General features: G+C 36.5%; 8 protein-coding genes. 6 read left to right on the top strand and 2 right to left on the bottom strand.

The annotated features are described in order from the left end of the window. The first annotated feature begins 167 nt into the window (after window positions 1–167). Window positions 168–2,102: a DNA topoisomerase (ATP-hydrolyzing) subunit B gene (gene gyrB, locus NBT05_RS18155; protein WP_265771319.1), complete on the top strand. Its 1,935-nt coding sequence runs from the start codon at window positions 168–170 to the stop codon at window positions 2,100–2,102. A 123-nt stretch (window positions 2,103–2,225) separates the two neighbouring features. Then, window positions 2,226–3,260 carry a DUF6588 family protein gene (locus NBT05_RS18150; RefSeq protein WP_265771317.1) on the top strand — a complete coding sequence of 345 codons (1,035 nt, stop codon included), beginning with the start codon at window positions 2,226–2,228 and terminating at the stop codon, window positions 3,258–3,260. Between the two features lie 83 nt (window positions 3,261–3,343). Here NBT05_RS18150 and NBT05_RS18145 read toward each other — a convergent pair whose 3' ends face one another. Further along, a complete protein-coding gene (locus tag NBT05_RS18145; protein ID WP_265771316.1) occupies window positions 3,344–5,254 on the bottom strand; it encodes a PQQ-binding-like beta-propeller repeat protein in 1,911 nt (636 codons plus the stop codon). A 167-nt stretch (window positions 5,255–5,421) separates the two neighbouring features. Here NBT05_RS18145 and mdh point away from each other — a divergent pair, with 167 nt between their 5' ends. The 4 genes from mdh (at window position 5,422) to NBT05_RS18125 (ending at window position 12,080) form a co-directional block, all read left to right on the top strand. After that, a complete protein-coding gene (gene mdh / locus NBT05_RS18140) occupies window positions 5,422–6,348 on the top strand; it encodes a malate dehydrogenase (protein WP_265771315.1) in 927 nt (308 codons plus the stop codon). Between the two features lie 97 nt (window positions 6,349–6,445). Beyond that, complete coding sequence (locus tag NBT05_RS18135; RefSeq protein ID WP_265771314.1) at window positions 6,446–7,066, top strand: hypothetical protein; 621 nt, start codon at window positions 6,446–6,448, stop codon at window positions 7,064–7,066. A 100-nt stretch (window positions 7,067–7,166) separates the two neighbouring features. Continuing rightward, complete coding sequence (gene secDF, locus NBT05_RS18130; RefSeq protein WP_265771313.1) at window positions 7,167–10,220, top strand: protein translocase subunit SecDF; 3,054 nt, start codon at window positions 7,167–7,169, stop codon at window positions 10,218–10,220. 507 nt (window positions 10,221–10,727) lie between these two features. Next, entirely contained in the window at window positions 10,728–12,080 is a 1,353-nt protein-coding gene (locus NBT05_RS18125) for a glycoside hydrolase family 113 (RefSeq protein WP_265771312.1), read from the top strand. A 118-nt stretch (window positions 12,081–12,198) separates the two neighbouring features. Here the strand turns inward: NBT05_RS18125 and NBT05_RS18120 are convergent, their stop codons facing one another. Beyond that, window positions 12,199–12,972 carry a DUF1206 domain-containing protein gene (locus NBT05_RS18120; RefSeq protein WP_265771310.1) on the bottom strand — a complete coding sequence of 258 codons (774 nt, stop codon included), beginning with the start codon at window positions 12,970–12,972 and terminating at the stop codon, window positions 12,199–12,201. Window positions 12,973–12,997: the final 25 nt, after the last annotated feature.

Raw genomic sequence — 12,997 nt, 5'->3', positions numbered from 1 at the left:
AATTTTAAGCAGGTTTTTATGCATTTTAAGCGTTTTTTTATAAAGTCCGGTGTTTTCTTAATATTATGTTGATAACTCTTTAAATCATTTGTTTTAAAACTTTCTTAAGGAATTTTATATAGTTATCTTTGTTAAAACGTATTAAATTTTAACCTAGATCAACATATATGAGCGAGAATCAAAATAAATATTCTGCCGATAGTATACAGGCCCTGGAGGGGATGGAACACGTACGAATGCGTCCTTCAATGTACATTGGGGATGTAGGAGTGAGAGGATTACATCACCTGGTATATGAAGTGGTAGATAATTCAATTGATGAAGCACTGGCAGGTCATTGTGATCGTATAGATGTTACTATAAATGAAGATAACTCCATCACCACCCGGGATAACGGCCGGGGTATACCGGTAGAAATACATAAAAAAGAAGGTATTTCTGCCCTGGAGGTAGTAATGACAAAGATTGGTGCAGGAGGTAAGTTTGATAAAGATTCTTATAAAGTATCCGGAGGATTGCACGGGGTAGGGGTATCTTGTGTAAATGCCTTATCCGACCATTTGCATGCTGTAGTACATAGAGATGGTAAAATATGGGAACAAGAATATGAACGTGGAAAATCCACCTATCCGGTAAGGTTAGCAGGAGAAACAGATTTTAGAGGTACAATTGTGACCTTTAAACCGGATGCCAGTATATTTAAACAGACTACTGAATATAATTATGATACGCTGGCAAGCCGTCTTCGGGAACTGTCATTTCTAAATAAAGGAATTACCATCACCTTAACTGATAAAAGAACTACGGACGAAGAAGGAAATATTCCTACGGAAACTTTTCATTCTGAAGAAGGGCTTAAGGAATTTGTAAAATTTCTGGACGGAAGTCGTACTCCAATTATCAGTCATGTGATTGCCATGGAAGGAGAGAAAAATGATATTCCCGTAGAAGTAGCTATGATTTACAATGATTCGTATGCTGAAAACCTGCATTCTTATGTAAATAATATAAATACGCATGAAGGAGGTACCCATTTATCCGGGTTTAGAAGAGGGCTAACTAATACCCTAAAGAAGTACGCCGATGCTTCTGGAATGCTGGATAAATTAAAGTTTGAAATAGCGGGAGATGATTTCCGGGAAGGATTAACTGCTATTATTTCTGTAAAAGTAGCAGAACCTCAATTCGAAGGACAGACAAAAACCAAATTAGGAAACCGTGAAGTTACTTCAGCGGTATCTCAGGCGGTTTCAGAAATGCTGGAAAATTACCTGGAAGAAAATCCTACGGATGCTAAAACGATCGTACAAAAGGTAATCCTTGCTGCACAGGCCAGGCATGCGGCTAAAAAAGCCCGTGAAATGGTACAACGTAAAACTGTGATGAGTATTGGTGGCTTACCTGGTAAATTATCAGATTGCTCAGAGCAGGATCCGGCTTTGTGCGAAGTATTCCTGGTTGAGGGAGACTCGGCAGGAGGAACGGCAAAGCAGGGACGAGACCGGATGTTTCAGGCCATACTACCTTTAAGAGGTAAAATCTTAAACGTAGAGAAAGCAATGCAACATAAGGTTTTTGAAAACGAAGAAATAAAAAACATCTTTACTGCACTGGGAGTTACCATTGGCACCGAAGAGGATAGTAAAGCTTTGAATCTTTCTAAATTGCGCTACCATAAAATTGTAATTATGTGTGATGCGGATGTAGATGGTAGCCATATTTCGACCTTAATTTTAACCTTCTTCTTTAGGTATATGAAAGAACTGATTGAAGCAGGACACGTGTATATCGCTGCACCTCCCTTATATTTAGTGAAAAAAGGGGCGAAAAAACAATATGCCTGGAATGATAACCAACGAGATCAGATTATGAGGGAGTATGGTGAAAATTCTAAAATTCAGCGATATAAAGGTTTAGGTGAGATGAATGCAGAACAATTATGGGATACAACTATGAATCCGGAATTTAGAACCTTAAGGCAGGTAAGTATTGACAACCTTACTGAGGCAGATCGTATATTCTCCATGTTAATGGGAGATGAGGTTCCGCCGCGCAGAGAATTTATTGAGAAAAATGCGGTTTATGCTAATATTGACGTATAAAAATTGCATATCATAAATAGAAAAACCGAACGTTATATGAAGTAGCGTTCGGTTTTTTTATGCAAAATATTCAGATTATTATCTAAGGATATTTTTTATATTGCAAAAGCCTAAATCAAACCTATGACAACTGTAAACCTACCCATATCTTTTCGTTGGTTATTTGTGCTTTTTATATTCTTTAGCGGAATTTTAACCGGATACACCCAGGTTACTATTGACGGTACTTTACGATTAGGAATAGCAGACGCCACTCGGTTTAGTGAAGATTACTTTAATGCCGGGGCAGAAAGTTTGATTAATAATACGGTCAACGGTTGGTATACCACTGCAGAAACCAAGGAATTCTTAGATTTTGATATAGGTCTGGTTACTTCTCTTTCTTTTGTAAGAGAAGAAAAAACAAGATTCAACCTAAATGAATTGGATTACGTTAATTTAGCCTTTAGGACGGGAGGTACGGTACAATCCGTAGCTAATATCCTGGGACAAAATCCCGGTGAAGTCGTGGTTGATATTACCAATAGTAACGGGGGTGATACCGATATTACCTTACCATCCGGACCGGATAATAGCGAAGTCTCCCGGTTTATGGTAAATTATATACAGGGTTCTATAGGATTAATTAAAGGTTTTGAATTAAAAATGCGGTACATGCCTAAAATGAAGATAGCGGATCGAACCAAACTCCGGGTACTGGGCTTTGGGATTCAAAATCAACTTACGCATTCCATTTATAGTTGGAGACGATTTCCCGTAGATATTGGTGCTGTGATTAGTTATACCAATTTTAGGTCAACTTATGATTTTACAAATGAAGATCTAACTCTGGAGGGTACGGAACAATCCATTGAAATGAACGGGGGGTCATGGCTTTTTTCAGGAATTATATCGACTAAAAGAAAAGCCCTTAATTTTTACGGGGGTTTTGGGTTATTTGCCGGTAGAACAACTACGGACCTCTTAGGTGTTTATGAAATTCCGGAGCTAGGTTTTGAAAACTCTACGGTTAGTGATCCGGTAAGTGCGGTAAATAAAGAATCCGGATTAAGAGCTACCTTAGGGACTACCTATACTTATAAAATTGCAACTGCACATTTAGATTACACCTTACAAAACTACAGTACCATTACTTTGGGCCTTAAAGTGGGGTGGTAGGTAGTTATAGGTTTTAATACTAATAGAAAAGGTGCATACTTAAAGAAAGCAGGCACCTTTTAATAGCGGTGATAGGTAATAATTTATAAACTTTTAAAAATCATTACTTCATTCCCCTTGCTATAGTAAAGATCACCTGAAACAGCATCATAATCGTATACAGGTTTTGTGTTTTCAACAATAATTTTGTCTTCTTCCTTTCCATTTTCTTTGTTAACTTTAATTAAAAGCCTTTCTTTATTATCTCCTTTTGCAAAAATGATGACGTCGCGTTCATTTTCCTGTAAAGCATTAAATCGATCCTGAACAAATTGTTGTGAAAAAGCCCCGGCAAAGTAGCCTGCCTCTCCAATAGCTTGTGCCCGTTTACCAAATAAGGCTTGTGGTTCTGAAGTTTGAGTGATCGTATTTCCGTTTGCATCCCGGTAGGTAACCGAAGTTGTTACCTCGGTAGTAGCTACCGCAGCAGCGACACTACCTATCTGTAGTGCAACTTTTCCAAATTTTCGAGCTAATTCTCCAGGTTGAACATATTTATTATGAAAAACCACGCTTCCACTATTAGCTACAACTACTACTTCACTTTGACCGGTAATAGATACATTATTCGGGAATAATTCCATGCTGGTAATTAACTTTTCATTTTTCAGTTTTAACTTGGCAAAAGGCTCAGGACGTTCCGTAGTAGCTTTATTAAAACGGTAGAGTTTTTCATCATTATAAATAACAAAATCACCTATTTTCTCATCGTATTTAGCAAAGGTAGGCCGATCATTTTTCAACTTTAAATCTTTTTTCCATATTTTTTGACCAGTAGTATAATCTACCAGATTAGCATAAGTAGCGGTAACATAAAGAATTTTACCATTATCTGTTTTCTCCAAGAAAAATATTGGATCTTCTTCATCATCGCTAATATTTATATCTTTCTTCCACTTTTTCTGACCATTTTTATCTAATAACATCATTTCATCATCATATACGTAAAGAAAATCCTGATCAATAGGAATAACCGATTTAATTCCACTCCCCTTAGGATCTTTTTCCCACAGTTTTTCACCCGTTTTATAGTCATAAAAATTAAAACCACGATAATGAGCAAGAAGCATTTTATCCTGCCAATCTTCAAAAAGTACCAGATATTTAGTTTTGATCGGGTCTTTCCAGATTTTGTTTCCTGTAGCGGCATCTCGTAAATCAAGCATTTCTTTAGTTCCTAAAAGTCCGACTACCTCAGTCAACAACACATAAGCTCCATCCAGGCTATTAAAAAAACTATCTACATTCTTCTTAGTATCTTCTACTTTCCACAATAAGGTTCCTGTTTTTTTATCTAATACATAAAATTTTGATTTTGCCAGGATAAAAACCTTGTCTTCACTGTATTGCATTTCGTCTTTTCCAGCAGTTGGGTCTTCACCCATGGCAGATGATAACTTTGTAAAAAAGTTCCCAAATTTTTCAGATACAGTAGTTTTCCACAAATATTTCTTTTCTTTTAAACTGTATTTAGCTATTACTAATGATTTATCCTGAAGCCCTCTTAGTAACATAGCATCTTCATCAAATAAATATTCGGCCTGAAAGAAAGATTCTTTGTCTTCTGTTGGAGCAAATAAGATATCTCCATTAAAGCTATTAATGATATACAATCGGTTGTCAAAAAACTTCTGTAAGAACGGAGTGTCCGGGATGACGACAAAGTCGTTACCGTCGCCACCGTTTATAGATAGTAGAGAAGAAGCATTTGCAAGACCTTTTGATGCAATTGCAACCCCATTTGATTTAGGGATATCTATAGACCAAACTAACTCTTGTGTATCAGGGTTGTAACCATGAACCTTTGAATTATCCGAAATCGCAGCGATTCCGTTGAAAGGAACAATAATCAAATCCTGAACTTTTGAATCAAATGTTAGTGTTTTTGTAGCGGTGCGCTGTGCAAATAAAGAGATGCTTAAAAAAAGTAAAATTGATACGTAGTGGTGTTTCATAATTAATTGATGTTTAAGTTATAGTTTCCGAATTTAAGATTTTATTTAGAGATATTTATAGTTCATTATGCTAAAATTTAAAGTAAATTAAGAAGCATAAAGGAATTAGATCCTTCTATAATTCGTATTTTCGCAATTCTAATCATAAATCATAAAATTTTTCTTATATGAAAGTTACAGTAGTAGGTGCGGGAGCCGTAGGGGCAAGTTGTGCCGAGTATATTGCCATTAAAAATTTCGCTTCAGAAGTTGTTTTGTTAGATATTAAAGAAGGCTATGCAGAAGGGAAAGCCATGGATTTAATGCAAACCGCTTCCTTAAACGGATTTGATACTAAAATTACCGGATCTACTAGTGACTATTCAAAAACTGCTAATAGCGATATTGCTGTAATTACATCAGGTATTCCCAGGAAACCGGGAATGACCCGAGAAGAATTGATTGGTATTAATGCCGGGATTGTAAAAGATGTTTCTTCAAACCTGATTAAACATTCGCCGGATGCCATTATTATCGTAGTAAGTAACCCAATGGACACAATGACCTATCTGGTTCATAAAACTACGGATTTACCTAAGAATAAAATCATAGGGATGGGCGGCGCCCTGGATAGTGCCCGTTTCAAATATCGATTAGCCGAAGCCTTAGAAGCCCCTATTTCTGACGTGGACGGTATGGTCATTGGAGGGCATAGTGATAAGGGAATGGTACCTTTAACCCGATTGGCAACCAGAAATAGCGTACCGGTATCAGAATTTATAGATACGGATCGCTTGGAAAAAGTAGCCGCAGATACTAAAGTAGGTGGAGCTACACTTACCGGTTTATTAGGTACCTCTGCATGGTATGCTCCTGGAGCGGCAGTTTCAGGATTAGTACAAGCAATTGCTTGTGATCAGAAAAAAATCTTTCCTTGTTCTACGCTAGTTGAAGGTGAATATGGGTTAAATGACCTATGTATCGGAGTACCAGTGGTTCTTGGAAAAAACGGAATTGAAAAAATAGTCGAAATCGAACTGACTGATGCCGAAAAAAATAAATTAGCCGAAAGTGCGGAGGGTGTTAAAAAAACAAACGGACTTTTAGAATTATAGACACCCAAACGGACTTTTAACTTTATAAAATAGGACCAAATTGGAAATTTACGTGTAAACTTTATTCCGATCCGGTCCTATTTTTTATATTTGCGCCATGTTTAGAAAAGGGTATGTTCTTACTTTTATAGGTTTGTTGGCATTTATAATTGCCTTACAACAACCTTCGTATGTACCTAATCAAGAGATTGTTCTTCAATTTGATACAACCACTAGTTACCAATCCGAAGCTAAACGTACCCTTGCTACGGTACAAAGAGAACTACGGGCAATTGGGATTACTAAAGTTGCCGTTTTTGCTAATAAAGAGAACCGTAGCCTTACCTTATCTTATTATAGTGATAATGCGGTTACTACTATTGAAAAAAGATTGGCAAGCTCTCGTCATATCGATTATATTAAAGATAAGGAAACTTCTCACCAGGAATCAGGAACACCATTTAAGCAAACACTTGATTACGATTATACGGTAGCAGTCCATAAAATTGATCAAGACGCACCTCATACAAAAATTACATCGCAATTAGGTATTCTACAATTCGAACGAATTAAAATTGATCCGCTTCAATTAAAGAATCACCTCTTTTTCAGCGGTTACACGTACGCTGATGCTTTCGATAAACAACAGCTTCTTAAAAAAACATTTTTTACTACATATAGCACTTTTTTTCCTGTAGTGAGCATACTACCGGATACCCGGGCAGGCCCAGTTTCTTAAGGGACATTCCATTTTCCATTTAAAATTCTATTCAAAAATTTAATAATCACAGTTCGGTAATACTTCTAATGTATAACTAACCGAACTAAAAACTAATACCATGCAAAATAAAGGACTCGTAAGGGTGTTTGCGATATTATTCGGATTAGTCTGTTTATATCAATTATCCTATACCTATTTTACCTACTCTAAAGAAAAAGATGCAGAAGCATACGCAATTAATAAGTACCCCGAATCTGTTGAGAACTATTCACAACTAAGGCAGGAAGCTGAAGAAACCTATCTGGATTCTATCGGAAAAGAACCCATTTTTGCCGGAATCACCTATTTTCAGGCAAAAGATAAGGAACTTAATAAGGGATTAGACCTAGAAGGAGGAATTAATGTGATCCTTCAAATTTCCGTAAAGGATATTTTAAAAGGATTGGCTAACAATTCAAAAGATCCAGCTTTTTTACAAGCCTTAGCAGCAACAGATGAAGTTCAAAAAGACAGTCAGAACACTTATCTGGAAGACTTTTTTACCGAGTTTGAGAAAATACCGGATGCAACACTGGCTTCACCCGATATTTTTGCTAATAAAAATTTAAGCGACGAGATTACTTATGATCAATTAAACGATCAGGTAAAACCTATTTTACGAAGAAAAATTGACGAGTCCGTAACTTCTGCTTTTGAAGTTTTACGGAAACGTATTGATAAGTTCGGGGTAACTCAACCCAATATTCAGCGTTTAGGAGAATCCGGACGTATTCTGGTAGAATTACCAGGAGCCAAAGATGTAGACCGGGTTCAGAAATTATTACAAAGTACCGCACAGTTAGAGTTTTGGGAAGTTGAACCTTCACAACAACTTTTTAGCTTTTTACAATCTGCTAATACGATTGTAAAAAAGGAACAGGATGCTCAAAAAGGAGAAACAACTGAAGAAGCTACAGATAAAGAAAAAGTAGTTGATGAAATAGCTGCCATTGCTCAAGAAGTAGATAGCACTGCAACAGATAGTACGGCTACAGATGTTGATGAAGAAGATGCAATTGCGGACTTATTGGAAGATGCAGAAGATTCTACAGCAATAGAAGCTGAAGTAAATCCAATTATGGACCTAATTGGAGCTCCTACTAACGGGGGAATGGTTTCTGTAGCCATTCGGGATACGGCCAAATTCGGTCAATATATTAGAAGACCTGATATAGCTAAGTTATTACCACAGAGTTTACGTTATACTAAGTTTGCCTGGAGTAAACCGGTAAAAGACGCTACTGTAGTAGACTTGTACGCTTTACGAGGAAACAGGGATAGCAGACCGGAATTAAGCGGTGCGGTTATTACCGATGCTGCACAATCCTACGGTCAGACAAATAATGTAGTGGTAACCATGCAAATGGATGGGAAAGGAGCTAAAAAGTGGGAAGAAATGACCGGGAATGCCTTCAATACTCAGGGACGTATAGCTATTGTCCTGGATAATATTGTATACTCCGCACCAGGTGTAACTTCCGGTCCAATTAGTGGAGGACGTAGTGAAATTTCAGGGGATTTTGATGTAGAAGAAGGAAAAGATTTGGCCAATGTATTACGTGCGGGTAAATTACCGGCATCTGCAGATATTATTCAGAGTGAAGTAGTAGGACCATCACTAGGACAGGAAGCTATTGACAGTGGGATTATGTCTTTTATTATTGCCTTAGTACTGATCCTAATTTGGATGGTGTTTTATTACGGAAAAGCTGGTCTTTTTGCTGATGTTGCATTAGTAGTAAATATCCTGTTCATTTTTGGGGTATTAGCCGGACTAAAAGCGGTATTGACTTTACCCGGGATCGCAGGTATTGTACTGACCATAGGGATGTCGGTGGATGCGAATGTACTGATCTTTGAACGTATTAAAGAAGAATTAGCCAAAGGGAAAATTCAAAAAGATGCCATTAAAGATGGTTTTAACAACGCTTTGTCTTCCATTCTTGATGCAAATATCACGACGGGATTAACAGGTTTGATTTTATTACTGATTGGAACTGGTCCAATTAAAGGATTTGCCACTACCTTATTGATTGGTATTTTAACTTCGTTATTTACCGCAATTTTCATCACCCGATTGTTTATTGACGGATACGGAAAGAACGGAAAAGAATTGGCTTTCTCTACGGGAGCTACTAAGAACCTGTTTACAAAAATGAATGTGGACTTTTTAGCTAAGAGAAAGTTGGCTTATATTATCTCCGGAGTATTAATTATAGGAGGTGCCATATCTTTAATAACCCAAGGATTGGATCAGGGAGTTGATTTTGTAGGAGGTAGATCCTATACCGTACGTTTTGCAGATGATGTAACGCCTACTAAGGTAGAAGGTGACCTGGTAGGTGCTTTTGGAAGTGCGCAGGCTAAAACTTTAGGAGCAAATAATCAGTTAAAAATTACGACTAAATATAAAGTGAATGAAACCGGGTCAGCGGTAGATGAAGAAATTTCAAATACCTTGTATCAAACCTTAAAACCTTATTTACCGGCTGGTTTAACTTATGATCAATTTACTAGCGGAGAAGAAGATAAGCAAGTGGGTATTATGTCTTCTATGAAGGTAGGACCAACTATTGCGGATGATATTCAAAATTCTGCCTTATTATCGGTAATTGGATCTCTAATTGTAGTATTCTTATATATCTTATTTAGGTTCCAGAGATGGCAGTTTAGTTTAGGAGCCGTTGCCGCAGTATTTCATGATGTTTTAGTGGTGTTAGGTATTTTCTCCCTTACATATAAATTTATGCCGTTTAACATGGAGATTGACCAGGCGTTTATTGCCGCAATCCTTACGGTTATTGGATATTCCTTAAATGATACGGTGGTTGTTTTTGACCGGATTCGAGAATATTTCCAGGAGCATAAAACCTGGACGTTAGATGAAAATATTAACGGAGCTTTAAACAGTACGTTAAGCCGTACGTTAAATACATCATTGACTACCTTATTAGTACTGGTGGCTATCTTTATTTTTGCAGAGCCTTTACGTGGATTTATGTTCTCATTAATTATAGGGGTGTTAGTAGGAACCTATTCTTCCTTATTTATTGCAACTCCGATTATGAGGGATACGGTAAATAAAGTAGGTTTAAAAGAAAAGAAACCTAAACTAGAAGAAGTACCGGCATAAGCTGATGATTTTAATTTAATAATAAAGTTTAAACCCCTTTTCAGTGTAAAGTTGAAAAGGGGTTTTGCTTTTATATGAGTTTTGAAACTTTTATACATTTATTAAAAACGTGTAAATTTTACTGTTTTTCTTATTTTAAACTTATTGTGAGAAAATTAGCGTCAGTCCGAGTGATTTTTGATAGAAAATTGTATCGAAGACAAGATAATTTTCGATTAAAAGCTTTATTTTGATGTGTTTATCGTTATTTTACTATGAAAAGTTACTTAATTTAAAGGCTTTTTATCAGCTGTTTGTATTGAACTGCGGTTGGTAATAAATGAAAACAATAACTAATCTTAAATCTAATTCAAGATACTAGACCCTCTGCTCTAACTCAATATTTTATGGTTTTTAGACTAAAATTTTTTATTAATATAGACTGTAAATAAATTCACTTATTTTACCAGCCTTTCCATCATTTGTAATGTTTATAACAAAATAGAGACTATAGTAAAAACTAACCTCTTGATACAAAAATCCCTCCGAGTTTTAATATGGATCATTTCTCTTTTCTTTGTCTTGTTTATAACGATAAGAGTTGTTGTCTTAGGTATTAATAAAAAACTGGCAAACGTATCTTTAACCGAATGGTTTAGCCCGTTATTTACCACTTTATTTTGGAATTGTTTGGGCGTGCTACTTTTATTACTTGCTGCATATGGAGCGAGAATTTTAATTGTAAAGCATTATTGGTATAAGTATAAAAAAAGTAAAGCCATCTTATATTCGGTAGTAGTTATAGGATCCATATTTGCCATTATTTACGGTACTTTAAAATGGGTTAAAATAAACGACCAAAAAACAGAATATCACTATACACTTCCGGCTTATACATCAAACCTTACCATTACTACAGCGGTTGTTAATCCCGAATGGCACCGGGGAGCCAATGTATTTGGGTGGGAAGCTTTGAATAAAAATTCCATAGATTCCATCCGATACTACGGGATTACCCATGTGGCGGTACTTCCTTTTGAATATCAAAGCGATATTAAAAAACCTTCCATCAATCATATAGAAGAACTACCTACCTTCCGTAAAAAGGATAGTACGATGATTGAAATCTTGAAATGGTGTACTTCAAACGGATTGAAAACCATGTTAAAACCACATTTATGGGTAGATAGCGGATGGCGTACCGAATTTGACTATAATGAAGAAGAAACTAAACGTTGGTTTAAAGATTATCGTAAGCTAGCTCTTAATTACGCCCGTATTGCCCAAGAAGGAAAAGCTTCGGTTTACTGTTTTGGTACCGAATTCTATACGGTTATGAAAGATCATGAAGAAAAATGGTTACAATTGATCAAGGAGATCAGGGCTATTTATAAAGGAAAACTAACCTATGCAGCCAACTGGGATAAGGAATATCAGGATATTTCTTTTTGGAAGGCGTTGGATTATATTGGAGTACAGGGGTATTTTCCTATGAAAATTAAAAATCAAAAAAGCTTATCTAAGTTAAAATCCGGGTTACAGCCTTATTTGGATACCTTGGCTGATTTTTCTACCCGCTATAATAAACCGGTACTGTTTACCGAATTTGGTTTTCGGAGTATAGAAGATAACACAGATGAACCCTGGGCGTGGTTTAAAGAACTTGATGTGCTTACCAAAGTATATTCTGAAGCTGACCAGGAATTGGCTTACCGTGCGTTTTTAAGTAGCGTTATGGATCAACCCTGGTGTAGGGGTGCTTACTTTTGGGAATATGATATTAATGAAGATGATCAAGCCGATGCTATACAATGGCTTAATTTCAGTCCGCGACATAAGAAAACGGCTCAGACCATTTCTGAATTTTATCAACGGAAATGATTGGTAATTGTATGTAAGTTTCTGTGTAGTTACTATCAGTAATTGTAAGCCTATTAAGGTATAATCAAAATAACTTCTTCTTAAAAGCCTCGTAGTAGATGATTTATATACGGGCAGTTTAATCCTTAAAATAGCGATATTTAGCCATAAAAAACATATAAATTCCGTAGCAGGTTAAACCGGCGGTCACCAGTATATATAACCAGGATCCTGTTGTATTTTGCTGAATAAAAGAAAAAGCTTCGGAAGTACCACCTACCGATCCGGAACTGCTGTTCATTCCGGCTTTGATAAAGAAATACGCCACAATACCTACCACAACCCCTCTGGCACATAATCCTAAATAAGCAACGGTTTTAATAGATCTACGCCTTTTTCTGCTGGACATAGATTTTAAACTAAATTTATCTAAAAAATCACCTTTATAGGCTTTGATAAATTGGTAGATTCCTTTAATAGCCAGTCCGATCCCTATAATAATAAAAAGGTAAGAACGGTACTCGTACGGAACGGAGGAAGAATTACTTCCTCCGGAACTGGTTTTTTCAAAAATCTCTACAATACTATATATTCCTAGGCCCAGGTAGAAAAGGCCACTAAGTCCGAAACTAAAACGCTTTATCATAGCCTTCAAATCCGTTCCTATATCTTCTGGGTCTTGAAATGCTTGAATAAAACGCCAGACGGCGTAACAAACTAGTCCTAGGCCCAATATGCCTAATATAATTTTTCCAAAAGACTGTTTTTCTAAGAAGTCAATGACCTGGAGTTTTCCGGCTTTTTGTCCGCCTACATTTAAAGCAGTCATTAAGGCTAAAGCTCCAGTGATGGTGTACACTACACCTTTAGCTACATAACCCGTTCGTGCTGTTGTCTTTACAGTCTTGTTCATAAGTAGCTTATTTGTGACTATTAAT

The organism is Aquimarina sp. ERC-38 (genome assembly GCF_026222555.1).
Taxonomy (GTDB): Bacteria; Bacteroidota; Bacteroidia; order Flavobacteriales; family Flavobacteriaceae; genus Aquimarina.
Note: the sequence above shows the minus strand (reverse complement) of the source record. Positions and strands in the feature narration are given on the sequence as shown.

Bases quoted from the DNA above. Each gene is read 5' to 3' on its own strand.
- gyrB (WP_265771319.1), top strand. From the start codon at position 168: ATGAGCGAGAATCAAAATAAATATTCTGCCGATAGTATACAGGCCCTG.
- NBT05_RS18150 (WP_265771317.1), top strand. From the start codon at position 2,226: ATGACAACTGTAAACCTACCCATATCTTTTCGTTGGTTATTTGTGCTT.
- NBT05_RS18145 (WP_265771316.1), bottom strand. From the start codon at position 5,254: ATGAAACACCACTACGTATCAATTTTACTTTTTTTAAGCATCTCTTTA.
- mdh (WP_265771315.1), top strand. From the start codon at position 5,422: ATGAAAGTTACAGTAGTAGGTGCGGGAGCCGTAGGGGCAAGTTGTGCC.
- NBT05_RS18135 (WP_265771314.1), top strand. From the start codon at position 6,446: ATGTTTAGAAAAGGGTATGTTCTTACTTTTATAGGTTTGTTGGCATTT.
- secDF (WP_265771313.1), top strand. From the start codon at position 7,167: ATGCAAAATAAAGGACTCGTAAGGGTGTTTGCGATATTATTCGGATTA.
- NBT05_RS18120 (WP_265771310.1), bottom strand. From the start codon at position 12,972: ATGAACAAGACTGTAAAGACAACAGCACGAACGGGTTATGTAGCTAAA.